At 64.5% G+C, this 16,486-nt stretch carries 13 protein-coding genes; 5 read left to right on the top strand and 8 right to left on the bottom strand.

Annotated elements, in window-relative coordinates:
• Positions 1 to 277 precede the first annotated feature (277 nt).
• Complete coding sequence (locus QFZ94_RS22280) at positions 278 to 1,507, top strand: glycosyltransferase (RefSeq protein WP_429459521.1); 1,230 nt, start codon at positions 278 to 280, stop codon at positions 1,505 to 1,507.
• Between the two features lie 495 nt (positions 1,508 to 2,002).
• The gene (locus QFZ94_RS22275) at positions 2,003 to 2,425 is read left to right on the top strand and encodes a helix-turn-helix domain-containing protein (RefSeq protein ID WP_368582793.1); all 423 of its coding nucleotides are present in this window, start codon (positions 2,003 to 2,005) and stop codon (positions 2,423 to 2,425) included.
• Positions 2,426 to 2,598: 173 nt separating this feature from the next.
• On the opposite strand, the gene QFZ94_RS22270 is transcribed toward QFZ94_RS22275, so the two are convergent.
• Together QFZ94_RS22270 and QFZ94_RS22265 are read right to left on the bottom strand one after the other, a co-directional pair.
• On the bottom strand, positions 2,599 to 3,984 hold the full coding sequence (locus QFZ94_RS22270; RefSeq protein ID WP_429459518.1) for an undecaprenyl-phosphate glucose phosphotransferase: 1,386 nt from the start codon (positions 3,982 to 3,984) through the stop codon (positions 2,599 to 2,601).
• 36 nt (positions 3,985 to 4,020) lie between these two features.
• On the bottom strand, positions 4,021 to 4,755 hold the full coding sequence (locus tag QFZ94_RS22265) for a Crp/Fnr family transcriptional regulator (protein ID WP_006048767.1): 735 nt from the start codon (positions 4,753 to 4,755) through the stop codon (positions 4,021 to 4,023).
• 222 nt (positions 4,756 to 4,977) lie between these two features.
• Between QFZ94_RS22265 and QFZ94_RS22260 the strand changes: the two genes are divergently transcribed.
• Positions 4,978 to 5,220, top strand: coding sequence for a hypothetical protein (locus QFZ94_RS22260; RefSeq protein WP_368582796.1), 243 nt, complete (start codon positions 4,978 to 4,980; stop codon positions 5,218 to 5,220).
• A gap of 164 nt (positions 5,221 to 5,384) precedes the next feature.
• Here the strand turns inward: QFZ94_RS22260 and QFZ94_RS22255 are convergent, their stop codons facing one another.
• The 5 genes from QFZ94_RS22255 to QFZ94_RS22235 are packed head-to-tail and all read right to left on the bottom strand — an operon-like array spanning position 5,385 to position 11,751.
• On the bottom strand, positions 5,385 to 8,036 hold the full coding sequence (locus QFZ94_RS22255) for a glycosyl hydrolase 2 galactose-binding domain-containing protein (protein WP_429459515.1): 2,652 nt from the start codon (positions 8,034 to 8,036) through the stop codon (positions 5,385 to 5,387).
• A gap of 15 nt (positions 8,037 to 8,051) precedes the next feature.
• Positions 8,052 to 9,125, bottom strand: coding sequence for a DUF1839 family protein (locus QFZ94_RS22250; RefSeq protein ID WP_429459513.1), 1,074 nt, complete (start codon positions 9,123 to 9,125; stop codon positions 8,052 to 8,054).
• Positions 9,122 to 10,195, bottom strand: coding sequence for an amino acid--[acyl-carrier-protein] ligase (locus tag QFZ94_RS22245; RefSeq protein ID WP_429459511.1), 1,074 nt, complete (start codon positions 10,193 to 10,195; stop codon positions 9,122 to 9,124). Before QFZ94_RS22245 ends, QFZ94_RS22250 begins: the two co-directional genes overlap by 4 nt.
• Complete coding sequence (locus QFZ94_RS22240; protein ID WP_410851980.1) at positions 10,196 to 11,503, bottom strand: acyl-CoA dehydrogenase family protein; 1,308 nt, start codon at positions 11,501 to 11,503, stop codon at positions 10,196 to 10,198.
• Entirely contained in the window at positions 11,500 to 11,751 is a 252-nt protein-coding gene (locus QFZ94_RS22235) for an acyl carrier protein (protein WP_368582801.1), read from the bottom strand. The genes QFZ94_RS22240 and QFZ94_RS22235 overlap by 4 nt, the downstream gene beginning before the upstream one ends.
• A gap of 368 nt (positions 11,752 to 12,119) precedes the next feature.
• Between QFZ94_RS22235 and QFZ94_RS22230 the strand changes: the two genes are divergently transcribed.
• Positions 12,120 to 12,653 carry a GNAT family N-acetyltransferase gene (locus tag QFZ94_RS22230; protein ID WP_368582802.1) on the top strand — a complete coding sequence of 178 codons (534 nt, stop codon included), beginning with the start codon at positions 12,120 to 12,122 and terminating at the stop codon, positions 12,651 to 12,653.
• Between the two features lie 9 nt (positions 12,654 to 12,662).
• On the opposite strand, the gene QFZ94_RS22225 is transcribed toward QFZ94_RS22230, so the two are convergent.
• A complete protein-coding gene (locus tag QFZ94_RS22225) occupies positions 12,663 to 14,132 on the bottom strand; it encodes an oligosaccharide flippase family protein (protein ID WP_429459508.1) in 1,470 nt (489 codons plus the stop codon).
• Between the two features lie 456 nt (positions 14,133 to 14,588).
• On the opposite strand from QFZ94_RS22225, the gene QFZ94_RS22220 reads away from it, so the two are divergent.
• Positions 14,589 to 16,451 (top strand): alpha/beta fold hydrolase, encoded by a 1,863-nt coding sequence (locus QFZ94_RS22220; protein WP_410851978.1) that lies wholly within the window; start codon positions 14,589 to 14,591, stop codon positions 16,449 to 16,451.
• The last annotated feature ends 35 nt before the right edge of the window (positions 16,452 to 16,486 follow it).

Here is a 16,486-nt window from a genome sequence, read left to right as displayed (position 1 = left end):
CGCGATGCCCGCCACGTCACGTGCCGCTCGCTCGCGCAGCGCTCCGATCGCAACGCGTGAGTTGGACTAGTGAGAAGACGTGACGACGTAAACATCAGCCGTGTGCACAGACGAAAGCTCAGCAATAAAGCCGTGGTTTTGCTGACGCAAACGGACTCTGCGAATTACTCGCGCACTGTCGCACGTCGAATGTGTGCACGCGCACGCACAGTCAGGAACGTGGCACATACACTCTTCTCTGAGGCCAGGTGGCGTTTCGTGACAGATAGGGCGGAATATGAAAGTGGCGATCGTGCACGATTGGCTGGTCGCTCCCGGCGGCGCCGAGAAAGTGCTCGAGCAGATCATCGAGTGCTTTCCCGACGCCGATGTTTTCAGCGTCGTCGATTTTCTCGAAGATCGCGCGCCGCTAGCCGGTAAGCCGGTCACCACGTCGTTCATACAACGCCTGCCGTTTGCGCGCACCCGGTATCGCGCGTATTTGCCGTTGATGCCGCTTGCCGTCGAACGGTTCGATCTGTCGAGCTACGACCTGATCATTAGCAGTTCTTGCGCGGTCGCGAAGGGCGTACTGGTCGGCCCACATCAGACGCACATCAGCTACGTGCATTCGCTGATGCGCTATGCGTGGGATCTGCAGCATCAGTATCTGCGCGACGCGAATCTGCTGCGCGGACCGAAGTCGTGGGCCGCGCGGGTGTTGCTGCATTATCTGCGCGGCTGGGACGCGCAATCGACGAATGGCGTCGATCGTCTGATCGCGAATTCGCAATCGGTCGCGCGGCGCATGCTGAAAACCTATCGGCGCGATGCCGCGGTGATTCCGCCGCCCGTCGACGTGAACGAATTCGAACTGCGCGCCGAGAAAGACGATTTCTATCTGAGCGTGTCGCGGATGGTGCCGCATCAACGCATCGATCTGATCGTCGAGACATTCAATGCCACGCCGCAGCGCAAGCTGATCGTGATCGGCGATGGGCCGCAGATGGCGTCGATTCGCGCGAAAGCCGGACCGAACGTGACGGTCCTCGGTGATCAGCCACTGGGCGTACTGAAGGGTTATCTGGCGCGTGCGCGAGCCTTCGTGTTCGCCGCCGAGGAAGATTTCGGCATCGTGCCGCTCGAAGCGCAGGCCTGCGGCACGCCGGTCATTGCGTTCGCCAAGGGCGGAGCGCTCGAAACGGTCGTACCGGTCGGCGATCCGCATCCGACCGGCGTTTTCTTCGCGCGTCAGACGGCGGTATCGCTGCTCGACGCGATCAACCGCTTCGAGCGGCTGAGCGCGTACATCACGCCAGCGGCCTGTCGCGCGAATGCCGAACGGTTTTCGGCTCAGGTGTTCCGGCGCGCGTTCATGGCCGAGGTTACGCGCACGATTGCGGCAGTCGCTCAGGGTCTGCCGGCGGCGGAACTGGGAGATCAGGTGACGTGGGCGGAGTCCGATCTCGCGACGCGCGAACTCGGCATCGCCAGCGACACGGCGCCGAAAAGCAGGTGGAGGCAATGAGGTGAGGGTCTTTCGCTGTACTCGCCTCGTGGAGTTTTCGATAGGAGAGGAAAGGGTTTTCGTCGTCATGCAGTGATTTCGCAACAGGCAGTAACGAGCCGTTCTGACCAACGCGTCCGGGCGGCTATTGGTGTGGGCGCGTTCGCTTCGCGCTTTGTGTCGGCAGTGCGTATCGCGTATCGCGCGAAACGCACCGCGCGTGCAAGGCGAGCCGCGGCGGGCCATTCTCAAGCAGGCAGGACTGGACTTCAAAAAAACGACATCGGGGTGCGCGCCACGCGCTACGGGCGAGATTTTTCGCTGGCGCAGCATGCCTCGCGTGGCCATAACGACCTGAAGCAGACGTTCGCTATCGTGACCGCTGAATGACCTCACTGCGAAGTTCGCAGTGCTGGCAATTCGGCGTGCCACGGCGATTCACTACAACAGGCAGTCGTCATTCGCGCGTCACCGATTAACGCGCCGACGGCTTTGGACGAGGACGAATTTAAACTCATGAATGCCGATCGCCTTCCGGGACCCTTTCCCGACATTGCCGCAACCTGGGCTGCGCTGAAGAGCCAGTTGCCGATCACGCCGATTCGCACCGAAGAGGATTATCACCAGATGGTGCGCATCGCAAACTCGCTGTCCGATCATCTAAGTGGCGAGGACAACGATCCGCTCGCGGATCTGCACGCGATCGTGAAGGAGCTGGTCGGTCACTGGCAAGCACGCAACCTGACGATTCCAAAAGCGGAGCCGCGCGAGGTGCTGCGCCATTTGCTGATCACGCATGGTCTCAAGCAGAAGGATCTGGCCGGCATCGCGTCGCCGACCGTGGTCAGCGATATTCTCGCGGGGCGCCGCGCGATCAGCAAGAAAGTCGCCAAGGCGCTCGCGGTACGGTTCCAGACCGACGTCAGCCAGTTCCTGTAGCGGCGGTGTCGCGCGGCGGGCCCGTCGATGACGGGGGCCGCCGCGGCTCTTTGTCTTGCGTCAACGATGGCGGCTGTCGATCGAGCCGCCGGAGTTGGCGTTTCGATTTGCAGCGCGCCGCGGCGCCGTCACGATGACCGGCACTCCTGGATGCGATCCGCTCGACGGCTTGATCAGAACGCGTTGCGGCCGACGAAGCCCTTGAAAATCGTGATGAAGACGATCTTCATGTCGAACCAGAACGACCAGTTCTGGATATAGAAGAGATCGAATTTGACGCGCGCTTCCATCTTCTCGACCTTGGTGGTCGCGCCGCGATAGCCGTTGACCTGGGCCCAGCCGGTGATGCCGGGCTTGATGCGGTAGCGGTGCATGTAGCCATACACCTGGTCTTTGTACAGATCATCGTGTTCGATCGCATGCGGACGCGGACCCACCACCGACATCTGACCGAGCAGCACGTTCAGAAACTGAGGCAGTTCGTCAAGACTCGTGCGACGCATGAAGCTGCCGAGCTTCGTCACGCGCGAGTCGTTGCGGGTCGCCTGCGTGATCTGACCGTGCTCTTCCCGGTGCACGCTCATCGAGCGGAACTTGTAGATCCAGAACGGCTGACCATCGACGCCCTTGCGGATCTGCCGGAAAAACACGGGTCCCGGCGACGTGAGCTTGATGCCGATCGCGAGCACGACGAACACCGGCGCGAGCGCGAGCAGCGCGAGCGCGGCCAACAGGCGGTCGAATATCAGCTTGGGCCACATCTGCGGCGGCGAGATCGGCGTCGCGCTCAGATTCAGCGTCGGCAAACCGACAACATCGGCGATCGCATGATTGAACAGCGACAGACCGCGCACGTCGGGAATGAAGCGCAGATTGACGAAGTCGTGTCTGAAGATGCGCGTGAAGCGGTAGATCGTGTGTTCCTCTGAAAGTGGTAACGCGAGCCACACTTCGTTGACGCGTTCCTCGCGCACCTTCGTCGCGAACGCTTCCAGATCGGTCATCACGGGTAGGCGGGCCAGACGCGCGCCGTACGCGTCGGGGCCTTCCACGCTGGTGTCGAACACGCACACCGGTTTGAAGCCCGCTTGCGGCGCGTGTTCGAGATGCGCGAGCAGCATGCGCGCAAAGCCCGGTGCGCCGACGATCGCGACGGTGCGCGCGTTCATGCCGCGGCGGCGCACGAAGCGCAGCACCACGTGCATGATGCAGCGGGTCGCGATGATCAGCGCGCCGGAGATCAGCGTCGAATATCCGAACCATAGGCGCGACACCGCATCCGTCCGATGCAGCGTAAACGCGAGCACGAGCGAGGTTGCGACCACCACGACCCACGCGGCGGCGATTCTCGCGAGCACTGGCGCGAGCGCCTTGCCGCGCCACGTCTCATAGGCACCGAAGCCCGGAAACAGCAGCAGAACCAGCACACAGTTGAACGCAATCAGAAGGCGCTGGGTATCGGCTAGCGCGATTGCTGTGGGAAAGCGCATCCAGTGCGCTAGCAGACCGCCTGCAATCACGAAGAGAACGTCGAGACATCGAGAAGTAGCCCTAAACATAGGCAAATCGACCGCGGTCATCGAGCGGCGTCCCGCTTATTCGACGGTCTCCGCCTGGCGCAGGCGCGGCAGCAGACGATCGAATTCGCGTTTCACGAGGCCGTAGCATTCGCACGCGCGGGCTTCGAGGCCCTTGCGGTCGAGCACCTTGATGTGACCGCGGCTATGATGGATCAGGCCTTCGTCGTGCAGCTTGCCGGCCGCTTCGGTGATGCCTTCGCGGCGCACGCCAAGCATGTCGGCGATCAGCTGCTGCGTGACGGTCAGGTCGTTCGACGCGACGCGATCCACCTCGATCAGCAGCCAGCGGCACAGTTGCTTGTTGAGCGCGTGATGGCGATTGCATGCGGCAGTCTGCGCGACCTGGGTCAGAAGAGCGTGCATGTACAACAGCATCAGGCGGCGCAGAAAGTCGGACCGCGCGAACTGCTGCTTGAGCGCCTGTGCGCTCATCCGGTAGGCGAAGCCCGCGCATTGCACCTGCACGCGGTTGGGCATGGTTTCGCCGCCCGTCAGGACCGGCACGCCGGTCATGCCTTCGCGGCCGACCGCGGCGATCTCGACGGAGCTGCCGTCTTCCATCGTCGAGAGCATCGAGATGATCGCGGTGGTGGGGAAGTAAACATGATGGATCCGTTGACCCGAGTCGCATAGCAGTTGCTCGGTGCGCAGATGAACCAGTTCGAGGTGGGGGGCCAGCGCTTGCCATTCGTGCGACGGCAATGCGCCCAGCAGATGGTTACCGTGCAAATCGGATTGAAGTGTCAACATGATCGGTCCTCGCATGACAGCCGCGCCTCGCGCGACTCTCTCCGTTTATTTGATCCGATGCCCGCATCCTCGGGACAGGGCTGCCCTGCGAGCAGCTAGGATGAACAGCACCGGCCCCGTTTTAGGCCTGTCTGCCGCCGCCTCTGTTGTTGCGCTCGTGTGCGGTGGCACTCTGTTGCGTGAAGGTAATAGCGAGGACCGTGCCAACGTTAGGGAAAACGCGTGCTGATGCGGCGCAGCGAACAAACCCGCAGTGCGTCGGGAGGGGAAAAGCGGCTTTTTGTTTCAGTTCTGCACACCCCCTCCGGATGGGCAATGCATCCGATGAAAGCTTCGGGTTTCGGGGAACCCCTTGATATCAAAGGCTTCACGGCCAAAAACAGGGGGGCTGTCGAAGCTGTCTCAGATTTGAACCTGGCGCCGCATGCACGTTTTGAAGCGCTCGACCTGAAGTGTCGGAAATGATTCAGAAGTGTTAAATGGAGTGCGTACGCTGTCGCACGCAAAGCCTCTCAGAGCCGCTAACAGTCGCGTTCGAGCCAACAGTGAGTGCGCGGAGCAGACAGTTCGAGAGATGCGAAGCGGGCTCTGGCGCGCCTCGCGGGCCTGCGACTAGTTCGGAATCACCACTAGCCGTAAAAGATGGCGGAAAGCGCATTGATCGCGCGGACTTCCCCTTGGGGCGCCGCGCTTGTTGCATCCACTTTAAAGGCCGCGTTCGATGCAGGTGCAACGACTTCTTGCGGCGATGCGGCGAACGCGCTCGGCAGCAGCGGTTCGAGCGGATGAAGCGGCACGATACAGCGCCGGTTCGGCGCGAGATGGAACCAGTCGCGCGCCGCGCGATAGTGCCGGTCAATGATATGAACGAAGCGCGCAAAGCGCTTCGTTTCGATCGCGAGCTGCCAGCCGCTGCCGTCGCCACGACGCTCGACCTCAACGGTCATACCGAGGTCATGATGCGCGTGCACGTTACGCTCGGGCAGGTGAAACGCCTCGGAGACGATCTCGCCGCTCGCGCCATCGTATAGCGTTGCAATCGTGACATCGTGCGCGCGCGGGCCGAAGCGGTACGCGTGCGTCAGATCGAAGAACTGGCCGAGCAGCGCGGCCGCGCTGAGGCGTTGCAGGCTGCGCGGGGCAAGCGTCAGCGCGCTGCGTGCGGACGTGACCTTCACGCTGCCGTCGCGCAGACAGACCAGTTCGAGTTCGCCGCTAAACGTTTGCGCCCGCTCGTTGATCAGATGGATATCGAGGCCGTTGAGGCCTTCGTCGGTCAGCGTGACCTGCAATGGCTGAAGCGTCTGCGCGAAGCCGTGCAGCGCGCTTTTCGGCCGTCCCGTCGCGTCGATCAAGCCCCAGCCCGCGCCCGCGCGCAGATCCTGCAACTGCCACACGAGGCCGCCGCCGCACGGTGAGCCCGCGCGCCGCCACTCGGCGAACACGTCGCTGATCAGATCGGCAACCACCGCGCGCGACAGATCCAGATAGCGCGCCGGGTCTTCATAGCGCAAGCGCGCCGGCTCGACGCCGTAAAGCGCCTGCAGATAATGATCGCGCACGTCGTCGAAATCCCAGCCTGCGCCGGCATCGCGCGGCACGGCGGCTTTCCAGCGCGGATCGTGCGTGTGGATCGTGCCGAGCGCGTCGTGCAGCGTCGCGTCGTCGGGGACGTTGGCGAATGCCAGGCATTCTGCCGCGAAGCGCACCTGCGCGCGTCGCACGTCGGCGAGCGGCCGTTGATACGCGCCGACGCCGTAGTAGTGCGTGACGCCCTCGTTAGTCGAAAACGGCCATGCGCCGCCCGATGGCGAATTGCTGACATAGGGCACGTCCGCGCGTTCGCGCGCGACGAGCGCGGGCAGCAGCTCGGTAAACAACGGTTGCGCGCGCCGCGCCGCGGGCAGTCCGAACATCGCCGCCTGCTGGTCGACCTCGCTGCCGCCGCACAGCACCGCGAGCGACGCGAAGCGACGCGTGCGGGTCAGGAACTGGCTCGCTTCGCGCTCGATCAGTGCGCTGAATGCGGCATCGTTCGGGTAATCGAAATTCGCCAGCGCGAAGTCCTGCCATATCAGCATGCCGTACTCATCGGCGAGGACATAAAACAGATCTGATTCATACAGCATCGTGCCGCCGACGCGCAGCATGTTCATGCCGGCGGCGCGCGCGAGCTCGAACGTATGGCGCAACTGCGTTTCGGTGCCTGCCAGCGTGACGAGATCGGCGCTGGTCCAGCACGCACCGCGACAGAACACTGGCACGTCATTCACGCGCAAGGTAAAGCCCGCAGCATCGGCGCCGTGATCCACTTCGATACGACGAAAGCCGATCGAGCCCAGCGACTCACTGATCACGTCGCCATCGGCGAGTTGCAACGTCAGAGGATATAAAGCGGGCTCTCCGTGCGTATGCGGCCACCAGCGTTTCGCGTCAGGCACGCGCACGTCGCCGGTGAGTGTATATGCATCGTGCCATTGCAAAGACGAAACATGGTTGCCGCACGCAAGTGACGCGCGGCAGGCGACGACGTCGTGGGGGTGTACGAAACGTAACGTCAACGAAACAACCCCATCCTCGTGCTCGAGCCGGCTGGTCAGATCAATGGTGTCGAATGCGTGCGGCGCGTCGCCGAGCAGCTCGATCGGACGCCACGGCCCGACCGCCTGGATGGACGGACACCAGCCGGGCATATGGCCGAGCAGCGTGGTGCGCACGTTGCGAAGCGTCGGCGGCGAGACGAGCCGTGGCCGCCAACGCGCACGCGAGCGTTTGGCCGCCAGCGCCGGCGTCAGCGAGCGAAAGCACAGCACGAGCGTCGCACGGCCATTCAGTTCGATATCCAGATCATGGGCGATGAACATCGATGCGCAATCGAGCCGCTTCACATCGTCGAGCCACACTTGCGCGAGCGTCGCGAGTCCATGAAAGCGCAAGCGGCGCCGACCGGTGCCGATCAGCGTAACGCGATACCAGTGATCGTCGAACGCGAGCGGCGGCGGGTGATCGACATCGAGCAGTCCGGCGGCGCGCCGCGCGCTCGCGATGGTGCCGGGTACGGGCGCGGCGAGCCAACCTTGCGCGGGCAGATCGACTGGCGACGCATAGGCGTTGGGTGGGGTGCTCAGACAAGCCCAGCCGGTGTCGAGCCGTTGCGGCCATAGAGAGAGCGCGCCGGCCGCGCGCGGACGGCCGGCGCCGCTCTCGTCAGCCGCCGGATCGAGTGTCGATACATCCACGGTCAATTCCCGGAAAAGCCGCGCGGCACGAAGCACGCGCATCAACGGATCAACGCATTAGCGCACCAGAGCGGCTAGCGGCGGCAGCGTTTGTTCATAGGCGCTTTCAAGCACATCGAAGCAGTCTTCACAGCTATCGCGACGACCGCGCGCGAGCGCGCGAATCAGCCGGAACTGCATCACCATCGACTCCGACGCGATGCGTTGCGCGGCGGCCGGGATCGTCGGCGGCGTCTCGAAGCCTTGCGCGGACAGCCATTGCAGATACTTCGACAGAAACTCGAAGTTCGCACCGAGTTGCCGCATCAGATTGAACGAGTACAGATGGAAGTACGCCTCGTCGCGCTCGAACAGCGTATCGAGATGGGCGGGAAACGCCGCACGCCATTGCGAAATCGGATTGCTCAACGGACGCCGCTCCAGATGCGCGCACAGCAGTTCCGCCGACGCCTTTGCGAGCGCGGTGCCTTCGAGCGCGGGCCGCGCCTGCTTGGCGAACTCGACGTACGGAAACAGCAGATCGGGCTGGCCGGTGAAATGCGGAAGCTTGCGAAACACGCCGTCGTAATCGTCGCCTTCGAGCTGGTGGTAGCCGGTATTGTGGAAATAGCCGAGGCGGCGCGCGGCGGTGTCGACGAAGTCGATGCCGATCGTGGTCTTCGGATGCTCGCTGCGATACGAGGTCGCGCGCGTATCGGGCAGGTAGTAGCCGTCGACTTCGACGAGCACGGTGTGGCCGCGCAATGTTTGCGCGAGCACGCGTTCTTCGAGTGAATCGTAGATCGCGAGCTCCTGCACCTGGGTGCCATACAGCCGTTCGAGATCGTCGAGCGGAAACTTGAAGAACGTGAACTGGTCGCCTTCGAAATCCTGCGTGACCGTGAACGCGAGCGCCGCGCGCGGATCGAGCCCGAAGCCGTGCAGCAGCTCGATCCACAGATCGACGTAGCAGTTGGTCTCCTGCCACACGCGTTCGCCCTGATGCAGCGCGTGCGCTACGTGCTCGCGCGGCTGCCTGCCGGCACGGGGCGCCGCGTGGGTCTCCCGATGCGTCGGCGGATCACCTGCGCGTTGTGGCAGCGACGAGTCGGCGAGCGAGCCGGCAAGCGCGGAAGTCGGCGATGGATTCATGCGTGCTCCCCGGCGACGGCTGCGGTTTGCGTAGACTGCGCCGCCTGCAGCGCATCCGCGACGCGGGTCCCGGTATCGCCCCACAGGAGCGCGCGCACGTCGTCGGGCCACGCGTCGACGTCGAGCCCATGATGACGGAACAGCGCGAGCGTGATGCGTTCCATGCCGAAGCCGACGCAACCCGTATGCGCGGTCGTGCCGTCGTCGCACGCAATCTTCCAGATCGCGCCGAAGTGGTCCATGTGATAGTTGAACGACAGGCAGGCCGTCTTGCCGCGCGGATCGGCGACCGAGATCAGCAATTCGAACTTGAGCGCCTGCGCGCGCTGGCTATCGGCGACGATCTTTCCGCCGCGGCCGAAGAACGGATCGTTCGCGAGATCGACTTCGACGGGCAGGCCCAACAGCTTCACGAGCAACGATCCGCGCTCGATCCACATCTGCCGGAACGCCATCACCTGCTCGGGGCTGCCGAGACGCACGTATTCGCGTTGACGGAACATTTGCATCCGGCCCGGATCGAGCGACGGCTCATGGCGGAAGCAGTACGACAGCACGTCGATAGTGCGGCCGCCGGCGGGCAGGGGGCCGCGCCGCGCCATCACCGGATAGATCGGATAGCAGGCGGCCGGCGTCAGCACGACGCGCGTCGGTTTCTGTTGCGCGAGCCACGCGTCGCCGCGGTCGTCGTCGCTGTCGGCCATCGCATCGTCGAGCGCGCGCAGCAGACGGTGGTGGCCCATGTCGTCGCCGCAGAACGAATGGATGGTGCCCGCGAGATTCGGAAAGCTCTTCAGGTACTCGCTGTCCTCGAAGTCGGTGCGGCGCATCGCGGGCGGAAAGCGCAGCACTTCGGGTTGCTGATCTTTGCCGAGATGCGTGATCGCCACGTTCAATCGATCGATCACGTCCTCGAAAATCTGGCTGCGGCCATACAGTCCGTTCTCGCCGGTGTCGATCAGCAGGCCGGCGGCCAGCATCTCGTCGCGCAGCGTGAGCGAAGGCCCCACTTCGGCGGCGCAGGCCGCCGCTGCAGTGGCAGCAGCGGCGGTATCGGTCATCAGCTTCATTCAGGGTCTCCCCGGCGCGGCAGGACGTTGTGCGAGCAGCAGACTCGCGGTGTTCTGCGCGATACGGTCGTTATTGATCATCAGGGGCGCCGAGTGCAGGTCGCGCAGATGGCGGCCGACGCTATACGGGGTGCCGTTTTTGTAACCCGCCATGCCGCAGATCATCAGCACTTCCTGTACGACCTGCAGCGCGGTGGTCGAGATGCTGGTCTTCAGCGTGTTCATGTCCGACGCGAACCCGAGCATCGCCGCGAGCGGGGCGTCCGCCGGGATTGCGCCCTCGCGCGCCTGATGCGCGGCGCGCGCGGCTTCCAGCGCGACCGACAGACGCGCCTGCATCATCTGCAGCAGCCCGACCGCTTCGGCAAGCCGCAGACCGGCCGGCGGCATGGTGCCGGGCTTCGCGCGCGCCTGTGCGCGGAAGAACGCTTTCGCGCGATTGACCGCGTCGATCGCGATGCCGGTCCACACCGACGCCCACAGCGTGTGCGACACGGGCAGCATGGTCTGATCTGCGATGTCGGCGAACGGCGTCGCGAGGATCTGTTCTGCGAGTCCCGTCGCGATGAGCCGGAAGCCCTCGCTGCAGGTGCCGCGCATGCCCATCGCGTCCCAGCCGCCGCGTCGCTCGAGCTGCGTTTCGGCGCGCAGCGCGACGATCAGCACTTGGTCGGACGCGGCCGCTTCGGCGGTGCGCCGCGCGGTCACGAGAATGCCGTCGGCGTGCGCGCCATACGAGATCGTCGGTGCGAGCTTTTCGATCCGGAAACGCGCGCCATCGAGCTCGACCGAGCACGCGCTCGTGCGCATGTTGCCGCCGATCGTTTCTTCCGACGTCGCCGACGCGAGCAGCCATTGCTGCTCGGCCAGTTGCGAGAGCAGGCTCGCTTGCCAGGCCGAGTTGCCGCGATGAGAGTCGATGCACGCGACCTGGATCTGATGCATCGCATAGATCATCGCCGTCGATGCGCAACCCTGGGCAAGCGTTTCGCAGATCGCGCCGATATCGGCAAGCGACAGACCCGCGCCACCGTAAGCGGTCGGCACCATCGCTGATAACAAACGCTCGGCCTTCAGCGCGTCGAACGCCTCGACCGGAAAGCGCGCGTCACGGTCGACGGCGTCCGCGTACTGCGCGGCGATCGCCGCGCACCGATGCGCTGCAGCACGCCATTCGGGACCGCTGTCGAGCGCGGTCAGCGCCCCGGCGGCAGGGCTCTCGCCAGCGCCGGTCTGTGCATCGGTAGTCGAGTTCGCGGCCGCCCCGCAGGCCGCTGCGGCGGCCTGATCCAGCAGCGGCGCACTCATGCTGCCGCCTTGGCCTGCTGCAACTCCGTCATCGCGGCGGCCATCGAGTCGATGCTCGAGAACAGGCGGCGCGTCAGCATTCGGTCAGGAATTTCGACGTTGAATTCGTCTTCCATGGCGAGCATCAGATGCACGGTCGCGAGCGATGAGAGTCCGGCAGCATAGAGATCGGCGTCGTCGGCGAGGTTTTCCACCGGGACATCCAGGCGTGCGGATTCTGAAAGGATGCGTCTCAATGCAGTTTTCATGCAGTGCTCCCCCTTATGGTCAAAGGTCTGCCGATGGGTGCCGCGATCGAATGATCGTGGGCGCCTGATTTTCGTAGGTAGGTTCGTGCGGTGCGAAGACCGCAGTGTGTGTGCGCGATGGTGCAGTGCGGTGATGCAGGCGGGCTGTGTGAAGCCATCTGCGATACCGGGGCACGTGGTGAGACTGCGCTTCGTTGGCTCGTATTTAAGAATCGGCAACCCCGAGCGTCAGTGCGATGGCGCACGGAAGCACGTCTTTCGCGCAGGCTACCGTGTGGTCGATGATGAGGGACCGTCATGGATCGGCCTGCCGTCGCGCACGGCAGCCATCGCCGGTTTCGCCAAATATTTTGACCGCCGGGGGCGTGATGAACTGGAAGACGCTGGAGTTCGATCAGCTATCTGCACGTGAGTTGTATGTCCTGCTGCGTGCGCGCAGTGCGGTATTCGTCGTCGAGCAGTCGCATGTGTGCCTCGACGCGGACGGTCGCGACGAGCACGCTTTGCATGTGTTCGCGGTCGACGACATGGCACGTCCTATGCCAGTGCTCGCCTATGCGCGGGTGCAGCCCGGCGATTCGGAAGATCCGGAAGTCACGATCGACAAGGTGCTGACGAGTCCGCTGCGGCGCGGCGACGGCACCGCCGAGATGCTGATCGAGCGTGTGCTCGAAGCGGTCGCCGAACGCTGGCCGGGCCGCGCCACGCGCGTGAGTGCGCCGCTTGGCTTGCGCGGGTTCTACGAGCAGTTCGGCTTTCGCAAAACCGAGGGCCCGTACCTCGAACACGGTGTGCCGTACATCGGTCTCACGCGTCAGGTGCGCGGCGCTCAGGCACGCTTCGGGCAGCGGCGGCGCGAGCGCGACGGCGCATCGTTCGTCAACACGTTCGAACTGTTGTGATGGGGGGTTTCAGCCTTGTGCCCGACCGGAGGACGGCACCAAACGCAGCCAGAGCCGGTAAAGCGCGGCGCGCAACTCGCTGGACCCGCGCAGCGACATGCCGAAGTTCGCTGCGCTCAACGCGAGCGCAGCGATGATCGCCAGCAGCAGAGCGTTGATCCAATCCGCGAGCGCCAGCGCGACGAGCAGAAACGCCAGATGCGCGAGCATGTTGCGCACGATCGTCCACGCATGCAGCCGTGAAAACGCGAGCAGCACCGCGTAATCGAAGAGCGCCTTCAGCACGACGACGAGCGCCGCGCCCATGATGCCGAACCAGTGGATGCCGCACCACAACGCGCCGGTGAAAAACGGCAACTGAAGCCAGCTGACGCTCGCTACCGCCGCGGGATGGGTCTGCGCCTGCAACAGGCTGCCGAGGATGCTCGACTGGCCGCTCAGCCACACGCCGACGATCAGCACGCTCGCGACCGGCGCCGAGGCGGCGAGCTGCGGACCGAGCCACAGCAGCAGGAACGGCTTCAAGGCGAACAGCGCGACGATCACGCACGGCGTAAAAGCGCCATTGAGAAACGCGAGCGCGTGGTGCGCGAGCGCATCGGCATCCTCGCGCGACGCCGCCGACAGGCGCGGAAACAGCGTGCGCACCATCGCGAGCGGCAGCATGTTCAAACGATTGATCAGATTTTGCGGGGTCGCGTAGTAGGTGACGAAGCGCGCGCCGAGCAGTCCGCCGACGAACACGCGGTCGAGCGTCGAGGCAATCATGTTGGCGCCGGAAAACATCAGCAGCCAGCGGCCGTAGCGGAACAGCCCGATCATCAGGCGCCATTGCGGCAGCCGCATCCGGCGAATGCCGAGCGCGCGAATCGCGGCCACGCCGAGCATCAGGCCGGCGATGAAGCGCGCGATCACCGCGGCCGGAATCACGAACGCCAGCGACGGCGAAAAGCAGAAGATCGCCGCGATCGGCAGCAGCTGGAACAGCGCGGTGCCGAGCATCTGGTTGATGTTGTAGCTCGCGAAGCATTCGACGCCGGTAATCGCACCCGCGAAGACCCACGTGACGTTCGTGATCGGCACCGCGACCGCGATCCACGGCAGGCTCGCCATCACTTCATGCTGGAACGCCGGCTCGATTTTTACGCCGTAGGTGATGTAGACGATGGTGCCGCCATAAATCAGCGCCCCGCCGATGATGCCGGTGCCGAGATTCATGAACCACGCACTCCAGAAAATCGGTTCGATCGAATCGTCGTTGGTTGCGCGCGCCTTGGCGATCTGGTTTTCCGTCGCGAGGCTGGTGCCCAGATCGAGGACGCTGAAGTAGCCGATCAGCGCCCACACCAGATTGATCACCCCATAGCGCTCGGCGCCCAGCAGATGAATGTAGGCCGGCACGGTCACGAGGGACACGAAGGTCGGCGCGACGGCTCCGGCAAAGTTGATGAAGATGTTCCTGACGATGCTTCGTTCCATGGTCCCTTGTCCGGCGGGTGACGGGCGAGCCAATCGTATGACTTTCCCGGTCGGCGCCGTCGCAGGTCTTGCATCTTGCCCCCACGCGCCGCGTAACTGTGTGGGTGGCCGTACAGATGGCCGCGATCGGGGGGAGTTAAATGGCAATGGTCATAGGGTAGCGTGGTGATTGGCCACGAGCCTTGGTGTCGCGTGTCCGAGCGCGGCGCACCTTCTCCATCACCTGATGCTCGCGGCACGCGCAACCTGGCCGCCGGCATTCAATACAGCGCATGAACGACGCGATCAGCCGCGCTTCGGTCCATGCGCGGGGCATGCTGCACTGCACAGCCTGCTCATCGACACACGCGAGCCCTGCTCGATTCGGAGCCCAAACCAATGTGGCAGGACGCACATATGGGCGACAGCACCTTTGTTGTAATCACATCAAAAGAAAGAAAACGTAAGGAGCGGACTGTGAGACCCATCGTCTTCGACGGCAACTTCGGCTGGTTGCATTCAGCCCACGGCCCGGATGGCGTTGTGATGTGTTCCCCGTTTGGCTATGACACGCTGTGCACTTATCGCGGCATGCGCCGGCTCGCCGAGCGCCTCGCCGCCCGCGGCATGCCGGTGCTGCGCTTCGATTACCCGGCGACCGGCGATTCGGCCGGCGATCCGACCGACGCCGGCCTGTGGCGCGCGTGGATCGACAGCGTCAAACAGGCGGTCGCGCAGCTGCGCGCGGCGACCGGCGTCGAGCGGGTCAGCTTGTGCGGTCTGCGTCTTGGCGGCATGCTGGCCGCGCTTGCCGCGCAGGAACTCGGCGACGTGCACGGTCTCGTGCTGATGTCGCCGGTGCTGTCGGGCAAGAATTACCAGCGTGAATTGCGCGCGCATTACCGGCAGTGGCTGAACGATCCGGCGGCGATGGATTGCGTGGTCGAACCCGATACCGACGAGTTCATTGAAGCGTATGGCTTTCGCATGTACCGCGATACGCTGGAAAGCCTGCACACGGCGGATCTGTATCGCGCGACGAGCCGGCCGGCCGCGCGCGTGCTGCTGCTCGATTCACTGAACCCCGTGCGCACCGGTGCGCTCGCCGCGCATTACAGCGAACATGGCGTGGAGCTCGAACGTCACCCGTTCGACGAATACAGCCGCTTCATGATGGAGCCGCTCGAAAGCGAAATACCGCACGCCGCGTTCGAGACCATCGAGAACTGGCTGCTCGCGGGCAGCACGCGAACAAGCCAGGCGGTGGCGCGCGTGCCCGAGCGAGGCGAAGAGCCGGCGGGCGGCCATTATGTCGCGCCGACGCTGCACGAGACGCCGGTATGGCTGAACGACGGCAAGGTGTTCGGCATCTACTGCCGGCCCGACGGCGCCGCGGCGGCGCACGCGCCGGCGGTGCTGCTGCTCAATACCGGCGCGGTGTCGCGAATCGGCAACGGGCGTTTCGGCGTACATTTCGCGCGGCGGCTTGCCCGCCAGGGGATCGCTTCGCTGCGCATCGACGTCGGCGGTGTCGGCGACAGCATGCCGTCGTGCGACACGCTGAGCCTCGACGCGCTGTACTCGCAAGCGGGCGCCGCCGACGCTGCGTGCGCATCGCGCTGGCTCGTCGCGCGCGGTCATGCGGGCGCGGTGCCGGTCGGTATCTGCTCGGGCGCCTACACCGGCCTGCATGCAGCGACGCGCGAACCCGCGGTGGTGGGCGCGGTGATCGTCAACGTGCAGAAGTTCAGATGGCATAACGTCTGCGATGAACACGGCAAGCCGATGATTCCCGTCTCCGCGTTCGGATCGACGCGCAACTACATGCGCTCGATGAAGCAGCCGGGCAAATGGCTGCGCGTGCTCAAGGGCGAGACGGGGGGCTGGGGCCTCGTGCGCGAGCTGGTGGTACGGCAGCTCGCGAAGACCGGCGAAACGCTGGCCGACCGGATCGAGCGGCTATGCGGCCTCGAACTCGGCGCTCGGGACGAGCGGCATATGTTCGCCAACCTCGATGCGCGGGGCGTCGACACGCACCTGGTGTTCGGTGTGCTCGACGAAGGCGTCGAGGAACTCGAGCGCTACTTCGGTGCTCGCGGCACGCGGCTCGCGCGTTTCACGCGCATTCACGTGGCCTTCTGCAAGCACACCGATCACGCGATCCTGTCGTCGGTGGCGCAGGAAAACATCATGTCCTACGTCGAGAACGTCTATCGCGGCGGTTTCACGAAGCTGCGTCAGCCCGACAGCGCCGCGCTCGACGGCGAGCTGCACAGGCAGCAGCCGGAACACGATGAGCATCGCGGCGCGGGGGCGTTGCGTCCGTTCGGAGAAGCATAGGGAGCACGCGCGCACAGAGGGGGCACGCGCGTACG

This window comes from Paraburkholderia sp. JPY465 (assembly GCF_050436725.1).
GTDB classification, from domain to species: Bacteria; Pseudomonadota; Gammaproteobacteria; order Burkholderiales; family Burkholderiaceae; genus Paraburkholderia; species Paraburkholderia youngii.
Note: the sequence above shows the minus strand (reverse complement) of the source record. Positions and strands in the feature narration are given on the sequence as shown.